Raw genomic sequence first — 21425 nt, forward strand, 5'->3', positions numbered from 1 at the left:
TGCGAAGGATCGTCGCATACATCCCGACCATCCGGAATTTCACTGTCGACAAATCCAACGAGCGTCATTCGTTGTCGAAGTTCATGTCCCTGCCTTCAAACGAGGACCGGATAGCTTCCACGACTCGCGACGCCCTGCGCTCATTCTCCAGCTGCGGATACTGCTGCTTCAGCTTGCCGGAGATTTGCCAGCCATTTTCCTTGATGGAGCGAATGATACGGTCAGCATCCGGGCCCGGCATCTCCACGACCTCCTTGAGCCGCTCCTGGGCAAGCTGAAAGATCAGCAGCGTCCTGGCTTCATCGGCCATCTCCGTGCGAATCGTGTGCTCGACAACTCGCGCGGTATACAGAACGTGAGCCGTCAGATCCGGATAACGCCAAGCGAAGCGCGCATCTTCGTAGTTGTCGAATACGAAGTTGCTCAGCGTCCCGTCCTCATAGGTCACCAGTTCTCCGAACCGATAGGACGTTGCATAGCGGCGCATGAAGCAGCGAGAAAACACCTCGAGCGTGCGATCGTAACCGGCACGGAACTCCGTCGAACTCGTGATGGTTGCCGAGATCGGCAATATCACGCCATCCGGCACCGCCTTGTCCCGCACCAGAGAATCGTTGATCAGAAAGCGATGAATCCGGCCGTTGCCGTCTCGCATAGGGTGGATATATACGAAGCCGAATGCCAACGCAGCGGCACGTGCCAGCGGCTCTGCGCCTCGAGTCGCGGCCTCGAATTCACCGAGGCCCTCCAGCATCGCCGCCACGTCCTCGAACGCAGGAGCAATGTAATGCACGATATTCTCGCGCATCGTCGCCTGCCCGACAAAGACCGGCGAACGCCGCAACCCCAAACCGAACGCATCGTGGCCCAGAATGCCGGCTTGCAGAGTATGCAGGCTACGGTCGCTTAGTGGAGCGTCGATACGGCCGCAGTATTGCGCGATGACGTGTGCAAACCGCTGGATGCGGTCGGTCTGATCAGCCTCTTTCTCGATGAGAAAGCTCGCTCGCGACTCCTTGAACGTCAACCAGCTGGCTGTCCGCATCAGGATGTCGGCCCCGAAAACGCGATCCAACTCTCTCAATGCGGTGCCCAAGTCGAACTGCAGCGCTGCCTGCACCGCCGCGGTTCGCCGAACCAGCGGGCAGAACGCGGGCGTTCCCGGCAAGTTGTCGTGCACGCGCCAACGGCGAACGCGAAGCGACTCTGTGCGAGTAAGGTATTCAGTCGGAGAAACGGCGTTGACATAGCCGCCGTTGGTCACGTCAGGCACATTCAGGCGCCTGCCTGTCAGCCACTCGTACAGGAAACCCGCGCGTCGGGCGTATTGGCCAAAGGGAGCATTTCGGCACCACATTTCGATCGGCTCCGGTCCCACGGCTGCAAACAGGCGTGCGAAAAACTCCAAGTGAAGCTCTTCGTACTTGAGTCCGAATTCAAAATGGCCGGCGAAGTCGTCGGTGGGTCGATAGCTGGGCGGATACCGGTTTTCTACCTGCTCATCAGTTTCCCGGCTCGCACGTCCGGTGCCGATGACCGAATCGACACGCAGAGGTTGTGCGGGCGTAATACCGTAGCGAGCAGCCAGAGCCTTGAAGCCGACTTGCATGGAAAAATCTCCTACCGAGGCCGCGAAAATACTACCAATTTCCGGATCCTACCCGAAAACGCTAACGCGTTAGCATGGAGACGGAAAATCTAACGACGACCAAAATTTGCTACCAAAATAGAGAAGCTCCAAAAAAACGCTAATGCGCCTGACAAACGCATCCTGGACAACGCTTTCCGCCCCAATTCGGGGCGCCGCCCACAAATCCTGACTATCCAGGATTCCCTATTCCGGTGCATGACATTGTGTCCTATGCTCGCGGCTCGTCCTGTCCCGCCGCCATCATGCCTACCGCCCGCTCCGCCTCGCCGTCGATCGACCTGCGCATCCTGCTGCGCGGCATCGGGCAGATCGTGCTGCAGGCGAATGCGTTCACCGGCGCGCTGCTGCTCGCCGCGCTGGCGTTGACCGACGTGCGGCTCGCGTGCGCGGCGCTGGTCGGCTCGGCCGCCGCGAGCATGACCGCCGTGCTGTCCGGCGCCGAGCGCCGCGCTGTCGAACTGGGGCTGCACGGCTTCAATGGCGCGCTCGCCGCGCTGATCGCCGTGCTGCTCGCGCGCCATCCGCTCGCCGCGCTCGCGCTGGTGCCGCTGGTCGCCATCGGCGCGGCGCTCGTGCAACGCGCGATGCGCGCGCCGCTCGCCCGCTGGCGCCAGTGTCCATATTCGAGCCCGTGCCTCGCTGTTACCGCGCTGTGGCTGCCGTTTGTTGCGCTGCCGCATGCGAGCGGCGCAACGGCTGACGCGACACTGACACCTTCTTCCATCGCCGACGCGCTGCTCTCGGGCGTCGCGCAGACCACCTTCGCACAAGGCACGTGGGCCGGCGCGCTGATCGTCGCCGGCATCGCCGCCGCGTCGCGTCGCGCGACCGCGTTCGCGCTGGGCGGCGCCATCGTGTCAACCGTGCTGCTGCTCGCGCTCGGCGCGAACGGCACGTCGTTCGCCGACGGCCTGCTCGGCTTCAACGGCGCGCTCGCCGCGCTCGCGTTGGCGCCGCGCGGCCCGCGCGCCGCATTCGCGGCCGCCGCGCTCGCCGCACTGATCCAGTGGCTCGCGACATGCCCGGGCATCCCCGCGTTCACGGCCCCATTCGTGCTCGCGTCGTGGGTCACGGTGGCTGTCGCGCGCCGCTTCACCCTCGGAGAACCCGATGTCGTCATTCGCACACCGTCCTGATGCCGTGAAACCCGGCGGCCCGATCTCGGACGCAGAACGCCGGCTGCGCGTCGATCTCGCCGCCGCGTACCGGCTCGTCGCGCTGAACGGCTGGGACGACCTGATCTACACGCATCTTTCCGCGACCGTGCCCGGCGAGCCCGGCCATTTCCTGATCAACCCGTTCGGCCTCGCGTTCGACGAGGTCCGCGCATCGAACCTCGTGAAGATCGACCTGGCCGGCAACCGGATCGGCGACAGCGAACACGCGGTCAACGTGACGGGCTTCGCGCTGCACGCGGCCGTGCATGCCGCGCGCGCCGACGCCGTGTGCGTGATGCATCTGCACAATACGGCCGGCATTGCCGTGTCGATCCAGCGCGACGGGCTGTTGCCCGCATCGCAGCACGCGCTGCGCTTTCATGGCGACCTCGCGTACCACGACTACGAGGCGCTCGCGTTCTCGCCGGCCGAAGGCGCGCGGCTGACCGCGAGCCTCGGCGCGAAATCCGCGATGCTGCTGCGCAATCACGGCACGCTGACGGTCGGCCGCACCGTTGCCGAAGCCTATGTGCTGATGGATACGCTGATCAAGGCGTGCGACATCCAGGTGCGCGCGCAGGCGGGCGGCGGGCCGCTCGTGCTGCCCGCCCCGGCCGTCGCCGACCGCACCGCCGAACAACTGCGCGGCGGCGGCGCGATCGAAGGCGAACTGGAATGGCCGGCGCTGCTGCGCCGGCTCGACCGGATCGATCCGTCGTATCGCGACTGACGCCGCAACCATCGCCGCAACCGCGGCCGAATCGTTCAAACCCAACCGGAGCACCTGTCATGCCGACTTTCAATATCCAGCTGTTCGAAGGCCGCACCGTCGACCAGAAGCGCGAATTCGTCGAAGCGATCACGCGCGTCACGTGCGAGACGCTCGGCTGCGCGCCGGGCTCGGTCGACATCATCCTGACCGACGTGAAGAAGGAAAACTGGGCGACGGCCGGGAAGCTGTGGAGCGACGAGGGCTGACAGGCGTACGCAGTCCCTACGGAACCCGCCGGGCAAAATGAGCTCGAACCAAGCCGGAGCCTGAACGGCCGCGCCGCGACGTCGCAGCGCTCGAAGGAGATCGCATGATCGAGAACACACGAATCGCCTCGGCGTTGAACGAGATGGTCCTGTCCATGGGTACGGAACTGGATCGATCGCTTCAGCAAGTCAAGGAAACCTGCCCCGAACACGAGTTCGCGACCTATCGCGAATTCGTCTCATCCTTGCTCACCACGATGCTGGTCGACTTCATGAATCCACTCTATGCACGGCACCCCGATCTGAAGCCCGAGCGGCTCGACTAGCGCGCGTTCGCGCCGTCTCCCGGCTCCGCCGTTGTGCGCCCGCACATGGCTTTGTCACGCAATCGGCGCATAATGCCGGACAGACGCAGCAGCCAATGGCCACCCGGGAGACCGCCATGGAAGCGAAGAACGAGGAAGTCGTCGCACACCTGCTCTCCGACGTCGTCGAATTCGCGCGCGAGCGCCTGCCCGAAGCCACGTTCCGGATCGTCGAACCTTTCCTGCGTCATTACTACGATTTCGTCGACGCCGACGATCTCCAGAACCGCAGCATCGCCGACCTGTACGGCGCCGCGATGGCGCACTGGCAGACCGCCCAGAAATACGTGCCCGGCAGCGAACGGCTGCGCGTATACAACCCGATCCTCGAACAGCACGGCTGGCATTCCGACCACACGGTCATCGAGATCGTCAACGACGACATGCCGTTCCTCGTCGACTCGGTGACGATGGCCGTCAACCGCCTCGGGCTCGCGCAGCATTCGGCGCTGCACCCCGTGTTCCGCATCTGGCGCGGCGCCAACGGCGGCATCGAGCGCGTCGACGCAGGCGGCGCGACGTCCGGCGACGGCCAGTCTCAACTCGCGTCGTTCATCCATTTCGAAGTCGATCGCTGCGGCGACGCCGCGCTGCTCGACACGCTGCGCGAGGACATCGCGCGCGTGCTCGGCGACGTGCGCGCATCGGTCGAGGACTGGCCGAAGATCGTCGACATCGTGCGCGCGACGATCAAGGACATGAAGGCGCGCGAATCGACCGCGGAAGACATCGAGGCGCGCGCGTTCCTCGAATGGATGGCCGCCGATCACTTCACGTTCCTCGGCCAGCGCGACTACGCGCTGGTGTCGGACGGCACCGGCTTCGGCCTGCGCGGCATCGAGGGCACGGGCCTCGGTATCCTGCGCGAATCGCTGCGCGCGTCGGGCGCGTCGGACGTGACGCCGCTGCCGAAGGCGGCCGCCGACATCATCACCGGCTCCTGGCCGATCTTCCTGACCAAGGCGAATTCGCGCGCAACCGTGCACCGGCCCGGCTATCTCGACTACGTGGGCGTGAAGCTCGTCGGCGCCGACGGCAAAATCACCGGCGAGCGTCGCTTCATCGGGCTCTACACGTCGACAGCGTATTTCGGTTCGTATGCCGAAATTCCGATCGTGCGCCGCAAGTGCGCGAACATCGTGCGGCGCGCGGGCTTCCTGCCGAAGGGGCATCTCGGCAAGACGCTCGTGACGGTGCTCGAAACCTATCCGCGCGACGAGCTGTTCCAGGCCGACGAGGACCAGCTCTACGACATCGCGCTCGGCATCCTGCGGCTGCAGGAACACCAGCGCACGCGCCTGTTCGTGCGCCGCGACCGGTTCGACCGCTTCGTGTCGTGCCTCGTGTTCGTGCCGCGCGACAAGTACAACACCGACCTGCGCCGGCGCATCGCGAAGCTGCTCGTCGACGCGTACAACGGCGTGAACGTCGAATTCACGCCGCTGCTGTCGGAATCGGCGATCGCGCGCATTCATTTCGTCGTGCATGCGGAGCCGGGCACGATGCCCGACGTCGACACGCGCGAGCTCGAGACGCGGCTCGTACAGGTGGCGCGCCGCTGGCAGGACGATCTCGCCGACGCGCTGCTCGACGCATTCGGCGAAGAGCAAGGCAACCGCCTGCTGCAACGCTATGCCGATTCGTTCCCGGCCGGCTATCGCGACGACTATCCGGCACGCACGGCCGTGCGCGACATCGAGCTGATCGAGCGCGTGAAGGATTCGGGCCAGCTCGCGATGAACCTGTACCGGCCGATCGAGGCCGAGGCGCGCGCGTTCCGCTTCAAGGTCTATCGCACGGGCGACCCGATCGCGCTGTCGCGCAGCCTGCCGATGCTCGAGCATCTCGGCGTGCGCGTCGACGAGGAGCGGCCGTACCGGATCCAGACGCAGGACGCCGCGCACGCATGGGTGCACGACTTCGGGCTCGAACTCGCCGACGATACCGAGTTCGACATCGAGCGCGTGAAAGGCCTGTTCGAGGATGCGTTCGACCGGATCTGGAGCGGCCGGATCGAGAACGACGATTTCAACCGCCTCGTACTGCGCGCGCACCTGAGCGCGCGCGAAGTGACGATCCTGCGCGCGTATGCGAAATACCTGCGGCAGGTCGGCTCGACGTTCAGCGACGCGTATATCGAACGCGCGCTGACCGGCAATCCGGCGATCGCGCGCCAGTTCGTCGAGCTGTTCCTGCTGCGCTTCGACCCGCGCACCGGCGACACGCGCGACGTGCAGGCCGAACGGCTGCTGAAGGCGATCGAAGCTGCGCTCGACCAGGTGCCTAACCTCGACGAGGACCGCATCCTGCGCCAGTTCCTCGGCGTGATCAACGCGACCGAGCGCACCAACTACTTCCTGCTCGACGCGAACGGCGAATCGAAACCCTACCTGTCGTTCAAGTTCAATCCGGCGAAAGTGCCGGGCCTGCCCGAACCGAAGCCGATGTTCGAGATCTGGGTGTATTCGCCGCGCGTCGAAGGCGTGCACCTGCGCGGCGGCCGCGTCGCGCGGGGCGGGCTGCGCTGGTCGGATCGCCGCGAGGATTTCCGCACCGAGGTGCTCGGGCTGATGAAGGCGCAGATGGTGAAGAACGTCGTGATCGTGCCGGTCGGCTCGAAAGGCGGCTTCGTCGTGAAGAACCCGCCGCCGCCGGGCGATCGCGAAGCGTGGATGCGCGAAGGCATCGCGTGCTACCAGACGTTCCTGCGCGGCCTGCTCGACCTGACCGACAACCTGGTCGGCAACGCGATCGTGCCGCCGCCCGACGTCGTGCGCCACGACCCGGACGATCCGTATCTGGTCGTCGCCGCCGACAAGGGCACGGCCACCTTCTCCGACTACGCGAACGCGATCTCGCACGAATACGGCTTCTGGCTCGACGACGCGTTCGCGTCCGGCGGCTCGGTCGGCTACGACCACAAGAAGATGGCGATCACCGCGCGCGGCGCGTGGGAATCGGTGAAGCGGCACTTCCGCGAGATGGGCATCGATACGCAGACGACCGACTTCACGGTAGTCGGCGTCGGCGACATGTCGGGCGACGTGTTCGGCAACGGAATGCTGCTGTCGCCGCATATCCGGCTCGTCGCCGCGTTCGATCACCGGCACGTGTTCCTCGACCCGAACCCCGATCCGGCGGTCAGCTTCGCGGAGCGCCAGCGGATGTTCGCGCTCGAACGGTCGAGCTGGGCCGACTACGACCCGGCCGCGATTTCGACGGGCGGCGGCGTCTACCCGCGCACCGCGAAGACGATCCCGCTGTCGCCGGCCGTGCAGGCCGCGCTCGGCATCGACGCGCACGCGCTGCCGCCGACCGAGCTGATCCGCGCGATCCTGCAGGCGCCGGTCGACCTGCTGTACAACGGCGGCATCGGCACCTACGTGAAGGCCGCGCGCGAAACCCACCTGCAGGTCGGCGACCGCGCGAACGACGCGGTGCGCGTGAACGGCGCGGACCTGCGCTGCAAGGTGGTCGGCGAAGGCGGCAACCTCGGCTGCACGCAGTTCGGCCGCATCGAGTTCGCGCAGCGCGGCGGCCGCATCAACACCGATGCGATCGACAACTCGGCCGGCGTCGATTGTTCGGATCACGAAGTCAACATCAAGATCCTGCTCGGGCTCGTCGTCTCCGACGGCGAGATGACCGGGAAGCAGCGCAACGCGCTGCTCGCGGAGATGACCGACGAAGTCGGGCTGCTCGTGCTGCGCGACAACTACTACCAGACGCAGGCGCTGTCGATCGCGGGCCGCTACGGCGTCGAGCAGCTCGACGCCGAGGCGCGCCTGATGCGCTGGCTCGAACGCGCGGGCCGCCTGAACCGCGTGATCGAATTCCTGCCGACCGACGACGAAGTCGCCGAACGGCAAGCCGCGAAGCTCGGCCTCACGTCGCCGGAGCGCGCGGTGCTGCTCGCGTACAGCAAGATGTGGCTCTACGACGCGCTGCTCGAATCCGACGTGCCCGAGGATCCGCTGGTCGCAGCGATGCTCGTCGACTACTTCCCCAAGCCGCTGCAGCAGCGCTTCAGCGAGCCGATGCGCCGCCATCCGCTGCGCCGCGAGATTCTCGCGACACACCTGACCAATGCGCTCGTCAATCGCGTCGGCTGCGCGTTCGTGCATCGGCTGATGGAGGAAACCGATGCGAAGCCCGGCGATATCGTGCGCGCGTGCATCATGGCGCGCGACGTGTTCGACCTCGATGCGGTATGGCGCGACATCGACGCGCTCGACAACCGCGTCGCCGACGACGTGCAGGCGCGCATGTTCGTCGACGTCGCGCGGCTGCTGGAGCGCGCCGCGCTGTGGTTCCTGCGTCATTTGCAGTCCGGCGCGGTGGCCGACGGCGGCGTTAGCGATCTGATCGCGCGCTGCCGCGACGCGGCGCAGCGGCTCGCACCGCAACTGCCGTCGCTGCTGCCGGCCGACGCGCTCGATGCGCTGTCCGAGCGGCAGCGCGTGCTCGTTGAAGCCGGCGTCGACAGCGCGCTCGCGGTGCGCGTCGCGAGCGGCGACATCTCGGCCGCGCTGCTCGACATCGCCGAAGTGGCCGCGACCTGCAACCGCAGCCTCGAACTCGTCGCGGGCGTCTATTTCTCGCTCGGCACGCTGCTCAATTACGGATGGATCGGCGAACGCGCGGCGACGCTGCCGACGCCCACGCACTGGGACATGCTCGCACGCGCGGCCGCGCTCGCGGAAGTCGCGCGGCTGAAGCGCACGCTCGCAACGAGCGCGCTCGCGGAATCGCCGGATTCGACCACACCGGAGACGATCGTCGGCGCGTGGCGCGAGCGCCGTGACGCCGCGCTCGCGCGCTACGAGCACCTGCTCGCGGACCTGCGCGCGTCGGGCGGCGCCAGCCTCGCGGTACTGCTCGTGATCGTGCGGGAGATGGCCGTGCTCGAACGCGCGTGACGGTTCGGGCAGGGTCAGACCGTCGCGACCAGCAGCTCTTCCGCGTTGTTCGGCGGCCGCAGGCCATCCGCGCGATCGGCGAAATAGCGACGCGTCAGTTCAGCGGCCGATACGTGCGCGGCAGCCGCGAAGCCGGCCTCCAGCGCGAGCGCCTGGAGCTGCGCCGGCATGAAGAAGCTGATGAACGGCGTGCCGCTCGCGCGCGCGCCCTTCGCGGCCATTTCGAGCCCCGGGCGCACGTCCGGATCCGCGTTCTCCAGCGGCAGCAGGAACGTCATCGCGAGCGTCGAGCCCGGCGCGAGCGACGCGACTTCGCGCAGCGCGGCCGCGTTCGCTTCGCGCGTCAGGTACATGCTGACGCCGGTGGACACCACGACCGCCGGCTGGCCGGCATCGAAGCCCGCGCCGACGAGCGCATCGCGCCACGACTGCTTCGCCTCGAAATCGACCGGCACGAAGCGCAGCCAGTCGGGCACGCCGAAGCCGAGTTCGACCAGGCGGCGTTGCTTCCATGCCTGCGGCGCCGGCGGGTCGACTTCGAAGACGGTCACGCGCGACGCCATGTCGGGCCGGCGCTGCACGAAACTGTCGAGGCCCGCGCCGAGAATCACGTACTGGCTCACGCCGCGCGCGGCCTGCTCGGCCACGAGATCCTCGATGAAGCGCGCCCGCGCGACGATCGACGCGCGAAACGGCCGCGTGAACTGCGGATCCATGTCGCCGCGCTGCTGCCAGCCCGGCGCCGGCGCGAGCAGCCGAAGCCCGACTTCGTCGGCGAGCACGTGCGGCGGCGCGTCGAGTTCTACGTGCAGCGCGCGCCACAGCGCGACGCGCGCGGCGGTGCTGTCGGGGGCGTCTTCGCGGGTATCGGTCATAGCGGCCTCACGCGCCCTGCTTGCCCGGCGCCTGCAGCCGCCACACGCGGCCGTCCGGGTCGCGCACGGTCATGTCGCGCGTGCCCCAGTGCGTGTCCTCGAACGGCGTGACGACATCGACGATCGGCTGCGGCCGCACCGCCTGCTCGTCCGGCACCTTGAGCACGACCTGCATGTCCGGCTCCTCGCCCGGCGGCACTTCGGCGATGAACAGAAAAGGACCGTCGCCGCTGCGTAGCCGGCCCGAGTTGCGATCGGTTTCGAATTCCAGCGTGAAGCCCAGCGCCTGGAAGAATTTCGCCGACTTGCCCCAGTTGTGCGTCGTCAGGTACACGGCTTCGATTCGCTCGGATGACATGTCAATCCTCCTTGGTGGACGGCCCCGCGCCCGGCGGCGGCGCGGCCAGGTATGCGCGCAACGCGTCGGCCACCAGCGCGGACAGCGATTGCTCCGTTTCGATGGCGCGATGCTTGACCTGCCGGATCAGGCCAAGCGGCAGGTACACGTTGAATTGCTTCACTTCTTCGTCGGTCATGAAGGCTAGTATGCTAGCAATCTAGCAAAAGTCAACTGCGGGCGATGGCAAGGGATGTCTCGGTCGGGCGCGGCCAGCGTGCGGGCCGCCTTCAGATATCGTGCGTTCGCGCGTCTACTTCGCGGCGCGCGCCGCCAGCCGCGCAAACAGCGTGTCGAGATCGAACCCTGCCGTATCGATGCCGATCGTGTCGCGCAGGCACGCGCCCCACGCGGCCGCGTCGTCGAACGTGACGGTGCGTCCGGCCCCCGCCGCGTCGCGCAGCGTCAGCGCGGTGTTGAGCAGCGCCGCGCGGCCGTCCGGCAGCACGCGGCATGCGATCAGGTCGTTCACGAAGATCGATTCGGGATACGTCGACGTAAACCAGTTCGCGGCGTCGTAATCGATCCACTCGGCCGGCTTCAGCGAGAAACGGTAAGTGGTCTGCCAGCCGTCGGGGATCTCGAACTGCATGTCGAATTCGCCGTCGACCGGCGCGTCGATCACGCGAAACGCGCCATGCGGCGTCAGTTGCCGCTCGCCCGGCACGAAGCGCAGCGGCGCGGTCAGCGTCGCGCTGCCGAAGCCGATGTCCGCGAGCCAGACCGTATCGTCGAGATCGATGCGCAGCAGCATGTGCGTCTGCGCTGTGACGATCTCGGGCGGCCGCATCCAGCGCACGCGCGCGATCAGCGGCGTCACGCGAAAACCGATCGTCGTGAGCGCGGTATGGAACAGCTTGTTGAGTTCGAAGCAGTAGCCGCCGCGGCGGCGCCCGATCACCTTGTCGACGATCGCGGGCAGGTCGAGCGCGACGCGCGCGCCGGTCAGCGGATTGAGGTTTTCGAACGGAATCGCCTGCGGGTGCAGCAGATGCAGCCGGCGCAGCACGTCGAGCGTCGGCTCGGCCGGGCCGTCGTAGCCGATGCGGGAGAAATAGCGCGAGAGGTCGAACGAGTCAGTCATGAACCTGCACCGGTAAAAGGGACACGCCACGATAGCATCGCGCGAAATCCCCATGTTGTGCGGGGCGATTGTCCGTCATCACGCGCGATGCCGGCACCGCACCGCGCGCAGCCCCGCGCAACGTTACGGCAGCAGCTTCAGCGCGGACGACGCGACCGACGGCACCGAAATGCCCTGGCTCGTCGCGAACTGCACGGCCTGGCTGAGCGTCGCCGCGAGCGACTGCAACTGGCCCGGCGCGCTTTGCGCGATATACGACGCGGCCTGCATGTTCTGCGGATTCAGGCCCGACTGCAGCAGCGACGCGGCACTGGTCGAACCGAGATTGCCGAGCCCCGACTGCAGTTGCGAATACTGCGTGAGCCCCTGGCCGAGCGACGCGAGGCCGTTGCTGAACGCCTGCTTGTCGATCGGGCCGTGCGACGCACCGCCGCTCGCGAAAGCCTGGCCGAGCGCCTGCGACACCGACTGCTGCGCGCCGCCCATCTGCGACAGCGCGGCCGGCGTCAGCGCGTTGCCGCCGGCCAGCTGGCTCGCGGCCTGCTGCGCCTGCCCGGCCGCGCCGGTCAGCCCCATCGCCGATGCGAGCGTCGACTGGCCGGACAACACCTGCTGGTTCGCACCGACATACGCCTGCAGCAGTTGCGCGATGCCGCCCTGCGCGGGCGCCGCCTGTTGCTGGCCGCCGCCGAGCAGCGACGCGCCGAGCGACTGCAGATCGAGCTGCGCATGCGCGGCGCCGCTCACCAGGATGCCGAATGCGATGCCTGCCGAGGCCAGATGCCTGCCCGTCGCGCGAATGTGCTTCATGTGTTTCCCTCGTGCCGGAATGATTGAGGCCGATATTGTCGAAGCGCGTCGCGCGCCGCCGCAACGACTGAAACACATCGAAACGAAATCACGTCGCGCGGCCGCTTGCAATTCCGCGACCGACGGACACGGTCGAGCGGATTCGTCCGCGGTTGATGCGCGATATCACGCCTGTGCCGGCATTCGTTCTCCGGTTGCGTGAATGACGGCGGGGTTCGGGTTCTGCGAGCGAAACCGCAAAACGTATCGCGGCCAGGAAACGCGTTCTCGCGGGCGTGCTGAGTGCTGAGTGCTGAGTGCTGAGTGCTGAGTGCTGAGTGCTGAGTGCTGAGTGCCGACAAACATCGCGTTCGGGGATTGAAGCAAAACGGGCGGCTCGCCGCCACCCGTTTCGTCACCCTGCTACCCGTTACCGGCTGCCGGCCGGCCTCAACCTTACGCAGCCATCCACGCCGGCAGCCGCCGGCCGACCCGGTCGGCCGCCTGCTCGTAGCCGCGCGCGAGCTGCAGCACGGCGAGATCGGCGCGCGGGCGCCCGATCAACTGCATCCCCATCGGCAGCCCCGCGTCGTTGAAACCGACCGGCACGTTGATCACCGGGCAGCCGGCCAGCGTCCACGGTACGACCGTTTCCATCCAGCGGTGATAGGTATCCATCGCGCGGCCCGCGATTTCCTTCGGCCAGCGCTGGTCGACGTCGAACGGGAACACCTGCGCGGTCGGCGCCGCGATGAAGTCGTAGCGGTCGAAGAAGCTCAGCACGGCCTGGTGCCACGCGGTGCGCTCGACGCTCGCATCGAACACGGCCGCGCCCTGCATCGCGAGCAGCCCTTCGACCTCGTAGATCGCCTCGGGCTTCAGCAGCGCGCGGCGCGCCGGATCGCGATAGTGCGCGAGCAGCCCGCCGCCGGACAGCAGGTGCCGATGCACGAGCCACAGGCGCCAGATCCGGTCGGGCGCGAATGCCGGCAGCGCGGCATCGACGTCGCAGCCGATCTCACGCAGCGTTGCCAGCCCCTGTTCGCACTGCGCGAGCACGCCGGCCTCGGTCGCGAGATAACCGTTCCAGTCGCCGACCCACGCGATGCGCTTGCCGCGAAGGTCCGCGTCGAGCGGCTGCGCGAACACGGCCGGATCTTCCGCGCGCGACAGCGGATCGTTGCGGTCGTAGCCGGCCTGGATCGCGAACAGCTGCGCGACGTCGCCGACCGTGCGGCCCATCGGCCCTTCGATGCCGAGCTGCTGCATGAACACGTCGACGGCCGGCCAGCGCGGTACGCGCCCCTGCGACGGGCGAAAGCCGTAGATGTTGCAGAACGCGGCCGGATTGCGCAGCGAGCCGCCGAAATCGCTGCCGTCCGCCACCGGCAGCATCCGCGACGCGAGCGCCGCCGCCGTGCCGCCGCTGCTGCCGCCCGCGCTCTTCGTCAGGTCGTACGGATTGCGCGTCGCACCATAAACCTCGTTGAACGTGTGCGAACCGAGCCCGAACTCCGGCGTATTGGTCTTGCCGATGAAAATCGCGCCGGCCGCGCGCATCCGCGCGACGCCGACGGAATCGGCCTGCGGCACGTTCTCGCGGAAGATCGGCGAGCCGTAGGTGGTCCGCAACCCCTTCGTCATCGCCAGATCCTTCGGCGCCTGCGGCATCCCGTGCATCCAGCCTTGGTACTCGCCGCGCGCCAGCGCGGCATCCTTTTCCGCGGCTTCGGCGAGCAGCGCATCGCGCTCGCGCAGCGCGACGATCGCATTGACCGCGCCGTTCACGCGCTCGACGTGGTCGAGATACGCGCGCATCGTCTCGACGCACGAAATCGCCTTGCCGCGGATCGCCGACGCGAGCTCGCCGGCCGACAGGCGCACGATCGGGTCGACGGAGATGGAGGCGGGAGCGAGAAGCTGCGGGGCGCCGTGCGGCATGCGGGTCTCCTGAAATCGGAATGGAATGGCAGGCCGCGTGGCGGCGGCGGTCGCCCCCGAACCGGCCGGGAGGGGCCGCGCCGCGGCCGATGCTCTCTACTCTACGCGCCGCCGATTCGGCGACCTCCGATATTTTCCGTCGCGATTTATTGCGGATCCGACTAAATCGGGGCAACGCGTACCGGGCCGCCCGCGCCGGCCCGATCGATGAAATCGTTTATGCGCATAAACTAAAATTTCTTATATTTCTAATAGGCGCGATACGAGACGGCGCGCGTTAACGACATTTTTACGCGGTCGCCCGATCTCTTTAGATGGTTCGTTCCGGCGGCGCGCTACGCTGGAAGCATCTCGTTCCCTGGACATCGTTCATGCTCAAGCTGCTGGTTCCGGTCGGTCACTCGCCCCGCTCGCTTCAGGCGGTTCGCCACGCGACATTCCTGTATCGCGAGCGGTGCGCGTCGGAGATCGTGCTGATCAACGTTCAGGCGCCGCTCGAATCGACGCGGCTCGAGGCCTATCACCCGCTGTCGCGGCTGCGCTCGATCGAGGAAAAGTTCGCGTCCGACGATCTGGCCATGGCGGAGCGGATTCTGCATGACGCCGGCGTCAAATACAGCGTCGTGAAGAAGGTCGGGCCGGTGGCCGATACGATCGCGGCCGTGGCGGCCGAGACCGGATGCGACGAGATCGTGGTCGTCGCGCCGAGGCACGACCCGCTTCATGCGCTGATGTCGGTGTTTCGCCGCAGCGTGATGGGCCGGCTGGTGCGGATTTCGAATGTGCCGGTGACGGCCGTGCAATGACGGGAATGATGCGCGTGGCCAGCCTCGAGACTGGCCACGGGCCGGCACCGGCGACGGACGAATGAGCGGTGCAGTACGTGTTACGTGTGCGCGTTGTGCGCCGTACGCGTACCGCCCGTCACGAAGCGCTTATTTGATGACCTTGCGCCAGAACACGAAATAGGCGGCCGCCGAAGACGCTACCAGCAGGATTGCCCACATCGGAGCGAGACTGATCAGCACGGAAGAGACGTTAAGCATTTGGATTCCTCACTATTTCGACAGCGATGTTCAACATGCACCTGCTTGCCGGAACCGATGCATTCATCCGTCATCGCATTCCGTCAAATCATGCATTCATGCTATCGCTTTGAGCGGCAGCGCGACCGTCCCCTCCCGCCCGTACCCTGACATTCGTCAAACTCGCGCGAATCACACGCCTGTCGCGCTGAAATCCGTCGCGCGATTGCCGCGCTGCATGCCTATCCTCGTCTCCGGCCGCCAGCCTGAAAGCCCCTTCCTTTTGCACGCGAAACCACGAAAAACGTGACGGAATCACGCCGCCCCGCCACCGATTCAGCAGACGTTTACCGGGGGAAGCCCCAAGTGCTTCGCCGAACGTGTCCGCGTTACGCTTGAACGACGAGGAGACGCACCATGAGACGAGTCGTACATATCGCTGTTTTCGCGCTGCTGGCGTATCTCATTGCCGATCGCGCGATCCTGCATGCGCAGGGCCGCGACGCCAGCCCGCTTGCATGCGAACAGGGCGCCGCGCAAGTGAAGGCCGACGCGCTCGGCCGCGGCTTCGGCGAGGCGGCCGCCGGCAGCCAGAGCGAGGCATTCATGTCGGGTTGCCTCGTAACCGGGCGAGGCAACCGGGACGTCGCGATGGCGAACCGTTGACGCGAATCCGGTGACGTTCAGGTCGCATTCGAGTCAATTCCCGCTGTTTACCGTCATTTTCCCGATCGATGTCGCGACGGACGTCACGCTCCGGACGCCGTTTACGCCGAACGTCTGCTCGTGGCCTGTGTCGTCGCGGGGAAGACGCATCGACATCTGGGCCATCGGGCCGTCCTTGCCGTAAGCGGCGACGCCGCTTCATCTACAACAACAGTCAATCAAAAGATGAGTCATCCCAACACCGATTTGATCCAGCGTTTTTACACGGCCTTTCAGCAGCGCGACATCGACGCGATGCTCGTCTGCTATGCCGATGACATCGTCTTCAGCGATCCTGCGTTCGGCGAGCTGCGCGGCGAGCTCGCGCGCGACATGTGGCGCATGCTGGTGGCGCGTGCGCAGGAATTTTCGTTGACGTTCGGCGAGGTCGACGCGGACGAACAAACCGGGCGCGCGCAGTGGGTCGCGCACTACCGGTTCACCGCGACCGGCCGCATGGTGGTCAACCGGATCGACGCGCGTTTCCGGTTCCGCGACGGGCTCATCGCCGAGCATCGCGACAGTTTCGACCTGTGGCGCTGGGCGCGTCAGGCGCTTGGGCTGAAGGGCGCCCTGCTCGGCTGGACGCCGTTCGTGCAACGCGCGATCCGCGCGCAGGCGCGGAAGAATCTCGACGCGTATCGGGCAAAGCGCAGATAGGACGCGCGCCGCTACTATTTCATCGTGGCGTTGGCGTGTGTACCGCTTCTTGCGTGCTTGTGCAGATATGTGCGGCACCTGAAACCAGAATCGAGCGCAAGGGCTTCTCTAGCTGGGGCGTGTAGTCGTCCGGCGCGGCTTCGCACGGCCCGCTTCTGTTCCACATAACGAAAGCGAACCCCGAAGAGACCGACCTGGCGTCAACGGACGCCCCCAAACCGCAGCCGGGCAGCCAGCCGCAAATCACGCCCCTCCTGCCAGCTATCGCCAGAACCACACGGAATACCTTGCCCGCAAAGGCGCTCGGGCCGCCCACCGGCGCACGCACGGAAACGCCGACTCCCCCGCTCCGCCACGCTCCCGCGCGTCTTGCCCATCAACTCTTATATAAGACATAAGACATTTGACGTTGGAGTTCATTGAGATTAGAATCCCGCTCAAAGCAGTGCCTGGAACAGCCCCGGAGTGCCGGAAAGGCCTTCCCCTCAAACGCCATATCAGCAGGTCTCCCCATGCTTGAAAACTTTCGTGCTCACGTGGCCGCCCGCGCCGCGCTCGGTATTCCTCCCCTGCCGCTGACGGCTCAGCAAACCGCCGAACTGGTGGAACTGCTGACGAACCCGCCCGCCGGCGAAGAGCAGACGCTGCTCGAACTGATCACCTACCGCGTGCCGGCCGGCGTCGACGAAGCCGCCCGCGTGAAGGCCGGCTTCCTGGCCGCCGTGGCCAAGGGCGAGACCGCCTGCCCGCTGATCTCGCGCGAGCGCGCCACCGAACTGCTCGGCACGATGCTGGGCGGCTACAACATCCAGCCGCTGATCGAACTGCTGTCCGACGACGCAGTCGCGGCCGTGGCCGCCGACGCGCTGAAGAAAACCCTGCTGATGTTCGACCAGTTCCATGACGTGAAGGAACTCGCCGACAAGGGCAACGCGCACGCGAAGGCCGTGCTGCAAAGCTGGGCCGACGCCGAATGGTTCACGAGCCGTCCGGAAGTGCCGCAAAGCCTGACCGTCACCGTCTTCAAGGTGACGGGCGAAACCAACACCGACGACCTGTCGCCGGCACCGGACGCCACCACCCGCCCGGACATCCCGATGCACGCGCTGGCGATGCTGAAGAACGCACGCCCGGGCATCACGCCGGAAGAAGACGGCAAGCGCGGCCCGGTCAAGTTCATCGAGTCGCTGAAGGAAAAGGGGCACCTGGTCGCGTACGTGGGCGACGTGGTCGGCACCGGCTCCTCGCGCAAGTCGGCCACCAACTCGGTGCTGTGGTTCACCGGCGAAGACATCCCGTTCGTGCCGAACAAGCGCTTCGGCGGCGTGTGCCTCGGCGGCAAGATCGCCCCGATCTTCTACAACACGATGGAAGATGCAGGCGCGCTGCCGATCGAACTCGACGTGTCGCAGATGGAAATGGGCGACGTGGTCGAACTGCGCCCGTATGACGGCAAGGCGCTGAAGAACGGCGAAGTGATCGCCGAATTCCAGGTCAAGTCCGACGTGCTGTTCGACGAAGTGCGCGCCGGCGGCCGCATTCCGCTGATCATCGGCCGCGGCCTGACCGCGAAGGCACGCGAAGCGCTGGGCCTCGCGCCGTCGACGCTGTTCCGCCTGCCGCACCAGCCGGCCGACAGCGGCAAGGGTTTCTCGCTCGCGCAGAAGATGGTCGGCCGCGCATGCGGTCTGCCGGAAGGCCAGGGCGTTCGCCCGGGCACGTACTGCGAACCGAAGATGACCTCGGTCGGCTCGCAGGACACCACGGGCCCGATGACCCGCGACGAACTGAAGGATCTCGCGTGCCTCGGCTTCTCGGCCGACCTCGTGATGCAGTCGTTCTGCCACACCGCCGCTTATCCGAAGCCGGTCGACGTGAAGACGCACCAGACGCTGCCGAACTTCATCAGCACGCGCGGCGGCATCGCGCTGCGCCCGGGCGACGGCGTGATCCACTCGTGGCTGAACCGCATGCTGCTGCCCGACACCGTCGGCACCGGCGGCGATTCGCACACGCGCTTCCCGATCGGCATCAGCTTCCCGGCAGGCTCGGGCCTGGTCGCATTCGCGGCCGCCACCGGCACGATGCCGCTGGACATGCCGGAATCGGTGCTGGTCCGCTTCAAGGGCAAGATGCAGCCGGGCGTCACGCTGCGCGACCTCGTCAACGCGATTCCGCTGTACGCGATCAAGCAAGGCATGCTGACGGTCGCCAAGCAAGGCAAGAAGAACATCTTCTCGGGCCGCATCCTCGAAATCGAAGGCCTGCCCGACCTGAAGGTCGAGCAAGCGTTCGAACTGTCGGATGCGTCCGCCGAGCGTTCGGCCGCCGGTTGCACGGTCCACCTGAACAAGGAACCGATCATCGAATACCTGAACAGCAACGTCACGCTGCTGAAGTGGATGATCGCGCAGGGCTACCAGGATCCGCGCAGCCTGCAGCGCCGTATCGCGGCAATGGAGCAGTGGCTGGCCGACCCGCAACTGCTGTCGCCGGATGCCGACGCCGACTACGCGGCCGTCATCGAGATCGATCTCGCCGACATCCATGAGCCGATCGTCGCATGCCCGAACGACCCGGACGACGTGAAGACGCTGTCCGACGTCGCTGGCGCGAAGATCGACGAAGTGTTCATCGGCTCGTGCATGACCAACATCGGCCACTTCCGTGCGGCGTCGAAGCTGCTCGAAGGCAAGCGCGACATCCCGGTCAAGCTGTGGGTCGCGCCGCCGACCAAGATGGACCAGAAGCAGCTGACGGAAGAAGGTCACTACGGCGTGTTCGGCACGGCCGGTGCGCGTACCGAAATGCCGGGCTGCTCGCTGTGCATGGGCAACCAGGCACAGGTGCGCGAAGGCGCGACGGTCATGTCGACGTCGACCCGCAACTTCCCGAACCGCTTGGGCAAGAACACGAACGTGTACCTCGGGTCGGCGGAACTGGCGGCGATCTGCTCGCGCCTGGGCAAGATCCCGACCAAGGACGAGTACATGGCCGACATGGGTGTGCTCAGCGCCAACGGCGACAAGATCTACAAGTACATGAACTTCGACCAGATCGAAGACTTCAAGGAAGTGGCCGATACCGTGCAGATGTAAGCACGCTGTCGGGCTGCGGCGGGTCTTTCCCGTCGCAGCGACACGCAATGGCGCCGCAGGCTGCATGCTCGCGGCGCCATTTTTTCATACGGCTCCGGCGACGCTCCCCCGGCTCGCGACGGATCACCAGCTCGTTGAAGCCGGTACCCGCATCGGGTTCGCGAGAGAAACGATGCTCGGGAAGCATCACGAGCAGGATCTCGGCGGTCGTACGCACCACGCAACCGCTCGCCACATGGCCGCCCGACACTCGGCCGAGCGCATCGGAAACGGACATGTGCAGGTGCGCGCCGTCCGACGACACCGAGCCCGCCAGCGTCAGGATTTCGAGGTCGCCGCGCAGTTCGGTCGGCAGATCGACACCGGCAAAGCGCAACTGCGCGACGCTCAGGCTGCCGATCCCCTGGATCACGAATGCCGCGTGCGATGCATGCTGACGCAATGCGTGCTCGATCGACGCGCGCAGATCGTCGCCGGGGGATAGGCGCAGTGGATGGGCTTGCATGGTCGATATCCTGTTGGCGGACCGTGGATTCGGCCAAGGGTACGTTCGGGCGCGGAATCCGGCAAGCCACCGGCCCTGACGAACACTGCCCCCGCCTCGCTACGACACGCAGGCCTTACCCGCTAACGCGCTCGCTTGCGAACTGCGCATCCGGCGCGCCCGCCGCGACCGCTTCTCTCGTACCGGCGACAGCGCATCGGCTAGGCACGCCGATGCGATTGGTCTAGTCTGCACGGTATTCCGCGACGCGAGCCGCCACCCCGAACACTGTCCGATGACCACCATTCCGAACCGACAATCCCGCCTGCGCGGCGGCCTGCTTGGCCTGCTGATCGGCGACGCGCTGGGCGTTCCCTACGAATTCCACGACGCCGCATCGATCCCGCCTGCCGTCGCGATCGATATGACGCCGCCGCACGGCTTCGAACGCGCGCACGACGGCGTGCCGCCCGGCACCTGGAGCGACGACGGCGCGCAGGCGCTCGCGCTGCTCGACGCGCTGTGGCACGACCGCGACCTGAATCTCGACACGTTCGCCGACAACCTGCAGGACTGGTTTCATCGCGGCGCATTCACGCCGGATGGCCGCGTGTTCGACGTCGGCCTGCAGACGCAGCGTGCCTTCCATGCGCTGGCGGCCGGCGCGGCTCCGGCGGCGGCCGGCCCCGGCGACGAGCGCGACAACGGCAACGGCTCGCTGATGCGCTGCTTTCCCGTGGTCATGGTCGCCGCGTCGCACGATGAAGCGATCCGGCTCGCACGCAAGCAGAGCGTCGTCACGCACGGCCACGTGCGCTCGCAGCTTTGCTGTGCACTCTATGGCCTGACGGCGCTGGGCATCGTCGAGGGCCAGCCGGCGCCCGATGCGGTGCGCGCGGCCGAAGACGAACTGCTGGCGCGCTACGAAGGCACGAACGACGAAATCGAGCTGAAGGTCGTGCTCGACGGCCGCTTCGATGCGCCGCAAGGGTCCGGCTACGTGGTCGACAGCTTCTGGTCGTCGATCCATTGCCTGCTGTCGACGGGTAGCTACGAAGACTGCGTGAAGCGTGCGATCGCGCTCGGCAACGACACGGATACGACGGCGGCGATCGCTGGCAGCCTCGCCGGTGCGCTGTATGGCGAACAGACGTTGCCCGACCGGTGGGTCGCGATGCTGCGCGGGAAAGAAATGGTCGAGGGCTGGCTCGCGAAACCGTGAGCACCCGGCGCAACGCGTATCGCATATCGCGCGATATCCGCCAGTCAAAATGGACGGCGGATTAGAACAAGCCCG

The 21425-nt window shown here is 66.5% G+C and carries 17 protein-coding genes and 1 pseudogene; 10 read left to right on the top strand and 8 right to left on the bottom strand.

Features of this window, described 5'->3' with window-relative positions:
- Nucleotides 1–64: 64 nt before the first annotated feature.
- Nucleotides 65–1609 carry a Fic family protein gene (locus FPJ27_RS13005; protein ID WP_072443314.1) on the bottom strand — a complete coding sequence of 515 codons (1545 nt, stop codon included), beginning with the start codon at nt 1607–1609 and terminating at the stop codon, nt 65–67.
- Nucleotides 1610–1893: 284 nt separating this feature from the next.
- On the opposite strand from FPJ27_RS13005, the gene FPJ27_RS13010 reads away from it, so the two are divergent.
- The 5 genes from FPJ27_RS13010 to FPJ27_RS13030 all read left to right on the top strand — a co-directional run bounded on the left by FPJ27_RS13010 (nt 1894) and on the right by FPJ27_RS13030 (nt 9070).
- Nucleotides 1894–2787, top strand: a complete 894-nt coding sequence (locus tag FPJ27_RS13010; RefSeq protein ID WP_204421396.1) for an urea transporter — start codon at nt 1894–1896, stop codon at nt 2785–2787.
- Nucleotides 2762–3538, top strand: coding sequence for a class II aldolase/adducin family protein (locus FPJ27_RS13015; protein ID WP_204421397.1), 777 nt, complete (start codon nt 2762–2764; stop codon nt 3536–3538). The genes FPJ27_RS13010 and FPJ27_RS13015 overlap by 26 nt, the downstream gene beginning before the upstream one ends.
- A gap of 59 nt (nt 3539–3597) precedes the next feature.
- Nucleotides 3598–3786: a 4-oxalocrotonate tautomerase gene (locus tag FPJ27_RS13020; protein WP_072443320.1), complete on the top strand. Its 189-nt coding sequence runs from the start codon at nt 3598–3600 to the stop codon at nt 3784–3786.
- A gap of 104 nt (nt 3787–3890) precedes the next feature.
- A complete protein-coding gene (locus tag FPJ27_RS13025; protein ID WP_204421398.1) occupies nt 3891–4112 on the top strand; it encodes a hypothetical protein in 222 nt (73 codons plus the stop codon).
- 116 nt (nt 4113–4228) lie between these two features.
- The gene (locus tag FPJ27_RS13030; protein ID WP_204421399.1) at nt 4229–9070 is read left to right on the top strand and encodes an NAD-glutamate dehydrogenase; all 4842 of its coding nucleotides are present in this window, start codon (nt 4229–4231) and stop codon (nt 9068–9070) included.
- Nucleotides 9071–9084: 14 nt separating this feature from the next.
- On the opposite strand, the gene FPJ27_RS13035 is transcribed toward FPJ27_RS13030, so the two are convergent.
- The 6 genes from FPJ27_RS13035 to FPJ27_RS13060 all read right to left on the bottom strand — a co-directional run bounded on the left by FPJ27_RS13035 (nt 9085) and on the right by FPJ27_RS13060 (nt 14156).
- Complete coding sequence (locus tag FPJ27_RS13035) at nt 9085–9945, bottom strand: class I SAM-dependent methyltransferase (RefSeq protein WP_204421400.1); 861 nt, start codon at nt 9943–9945, stop codon at nt 9085–9087.
- Between the two features lie 7 nt (nt 9946–9952).
- The gene (locus FPJ27_RS13040) at nt 9953–10303 is read right to left on the bottom strand and encodes a VOC family protein (protein ID WP_204421401.1); all 351 of its coding nucleotides are present in this window, start codon (nt 10301–10303) and stop codon (nt 9953–9955) included.
- A 1-nt stretch (nt 10304) separates the two neighbouring features.
- Nucleotides 10305–10481 (bottom strand): ribbon-helix-helix domain-containing protein, encoded by a 177-nt coding sequence (locus FPJ27_RS13045; protein WP_072443330.1) that lies wholly within the window; start codon nt 10479–10481, stop codon nt 10305–10307.
- A gap of 114 nt (nt 10482–10595) precedes the next feature.
- A complete protein-coding gene (locus FPJ27_RS13050) occupies nt 10596–11426 on the bottom strand; it encodes an arylamine N-acetyltransferase (protein ID WP_204421402.1) in 831 nt (276 codons plus the stop codon).
- A gap of 123 nt (nt 11427–11549) precedes the next feature.
- The gene (locus tag FPJ27_RS13055) at nt 11550–12236 is read right to left on the bottom strand and encodes a hypothetical protein (RefSeq protein WP_072443334.1); all 687 of its coding nucleotides are present in this window, start codon (nt 12234–12236) and stop codon (nt 11550–11552) included.
- A gap of 435 nt (nt 12237–12671) precedes the next feature.
- Nucleotides 12672–14156 (bottom strand): amidase, encoded by a 1485-nt coding sequence (locus FPJ27_RS13060; RefSeq protein WP_204421403.1) that lies wholly within the window; start codon nt 14154–14156, stop codon nt 12672–12674.
- 371 nt (nt 14157–14527) lie between these two features.
- Between FPJ27_RS13060 and FPJ27_RS13065 the strand changes: the two genes are divergently transcribed.
- From FPJ27_RS13065 to acnB, 4 genes are all read left to right on the top strand, one after another.
- Nucleotides 14528–14962: a universal stress protein gene (locus FPJ27_RS13065; RefSeq protein ID WP_204421404.1), complete on the top strand. Its 435-nt coding sequence runs from the start codon at nt 14528–14530 to the stop codon at nt 14960–14962.
- A 636-nt stretch (nt 14963–15598) separates the two neighbouring features.
- A complete protein-coding gene (locus FPJ27_RS13070) occupies nt 15599–15847 on the top strand; it encodes an adhesin (protein WP_072443340.1) in 249 nt (82 codons plus the stop codon).
- Nucleotides 15848–16072: 225 nt separating this feature from the next.
- The gene (locus tag FPJ27_RS13075) at nt 16073–16546 is read left to right on the top strand and encodes a nuclear transport factor 2 family protein (protein WP_204421405.1); all 474 of its coding nucleotides are present in this window, start codon (nt 16073–16075) and stop codon (nt 16544–16546) included.
- A 512-nt stretch (nt 16547–17058) separates the two neighbouring features.
- A complete protein-coding gene (gene acnB / locus FPJ27_RS13080; protein WP_105392112.1) occupies nt 17059–19644 on the top strand; it encodes a bifunctional aconitate hydratase 2/2-methylisocitrate dehydratase in 2586 nt (861 codons plus the stop codon).
- A 109-nt stretch (nt 19645–19753) separates the two neighbouring features.
- Here acnB and FPJ27_RS13085 read toward each other — a convergent pair.
- Nucleotides 19754–20149: pseudogene (locus FPJ27_RS13085) on the bottom strand (PPC domain-containing DNA-binding protein); the annotation flags it as partial.
- Nucleotides 20150–20423: 274 nt separating this feature from the next.
- Between FPJ27_RS13085 and FPJ27_RS13090 the strand changes: the two are divergent.
- Nucleotides 20424–21350 carry an ADP-ribosylglycohydrolase family protein gene (locus FPJ27_RS13090; RefSeq protein ID WP_204421406.1) on the top strand — a complete coding sequence of 309 codons (927 nt, stop codon included), beginning with the start codon at nt 20424–20426 and terminating at the stop codon, nt 21348–21350.
- Nucleotides 21351–21425: the final 75 nt, after the last annotated feature.

Origin of the sequence: Burkholderia sp. MS455 (assembly GCF_016899445.1) — a bacterium.
Taxonomy (GTDB): domain Bacteria; phylum Pseudomonadota; class Gammaproteobacteria; order Burkholderiales; family Burkholderiaceae; genus Burkholderia; species Burkholderia pyrrocinia_C.

What these genes read in the sequence shown, in the direction of transcription:
- FPJ27_RS13005 (WP_072443314.1), bottom strand. Translation starts at nt 1,609, where the DNA reads ATGCAAGTCGGCTTCAAGGCTCTGGCTGCTCGCTACGGTATTACGCCC.
- FPJ27_RS13010 (WP_204421396.1), top strand. Translation starts at nt 1,894, where the DNA reads ATGCCTACCGCCCGCTCCGCCTCGCCGTCGATCGACCTGCGCATCCTG.
- FPJ27_RS13015 (WP_204421397.1), top strand. Translation starts at nt 2,762, where the DNA reads ATGTCGTCATTCGCACACCGTCCTGATGCCGTGAAACCCGGCGGCCCG.
- FPJ27_RS13020 (WP_072443320.1), top strand. Translation starts at nt 3,598, where the DNA reads ATGCCGACTTTCAATATCCAGCTGTTCGAAGGCCGCACCGTCGACCAG.
- FPJ27_RS13025 (WP_204421398.1), top strand. Translation starts at nt 3,891, where the DNA reads ATGATCGAGAACACACGAATCGCCTCGGCGTTGAACGAGATGGTCCTG.
- FPJ27_RS13030 (WP_204421399.1), top strand. Translation starts at nt 4,229, where the DNA reads ATGGAAGCGAAGAACGAGGAAGTCGTCGCACACCTGCTCTCCGACGTC.
- FPJ27_RS13035 (WP_204421400.1), bottom strand. Translation starts at nt 9,945, where the DNA reads ATGACCGATACCCGCGAAGACGCCCCCGACAGCACCGCCGCGCGCGTC.
- FPJ27_RS13040 (WP_204421401.1), bottom strand. Translation starts at nt 10,303, where the DNA reads ATGTCATCCGAGCGAATCGAAGCCGTGTACCTGACGACGCACAACTGG.
- FPJ27_RS13045 (WP_072443330.1), bottom strand. Translation starts at nt 10,481, where the DNA reads ATGACCGACGAAGAAGTGAAGCAATTCAACGTGTACCTGCCGCTTGGC.
- FPJ27_RS13050 (WP_204421402.1), bottom strand. Translation starts at nt 11,426, where the DNA reads ATGACTGACTCGTTCGACCTCTCGCGCTATTTCTCCCGCATCGGCTAC.
- FPJ27_RS13055 (WP_072443334.1), bottom strand. Translation starts at nt 12,236, where the DNA reads ATGAAGCACATTCGCGCGACGGGCAGGCATCTGGCCTCGGCAGGCATC.
- FPJ27_RS13060 (WP_204421403.1), bottom strand. Translation starts at nt 14,156, where the DNA reads ATGCCGCACGGCGCCCCGCAGCTTCTCGCTCCCGCCTCCATCTCCGTC.
- FPJ27_RS13065 (WP_204421404.1), top strand. Translation starts at nt 14,528, where the DNA reads ATGCTCAAGCTGCTGGTTCCGGTCGGTCACTCGCCCCGCTCGCTTCAG.
- FPJ27_RS13070 (WP_072443340.1), top strand. Translation starts at nt 15,599, where the DNA reads ATGAGACGAGTCGTACATATCGCTGTTTTCGCGCTGCTGGCGTATCTC.
- FPJ27_RS13075 (WP_204421405.1), top strand. Translation starts at nt 16,073, where the DNA reads ATGAGTCATCCCAACACCGATTTGATCCAGCGTTTTTACACGGCCTTT.
- acnB (WP_105392112.1), top strand. Translation starts at nt 17,059, where the DNA reads ATGCTTGAAAACTTTCGTGCTCACGTGGCCGCCCGCGCCGCGCTCGGT.
- FPJ27_RS13090 (WP_204421406.1), top strand. Translation starts at nt 20,424, where the DNA reads ATGACCACCATTCCGAACCGACAATCCCGCCTGCGCGGCGGCCTGCTT.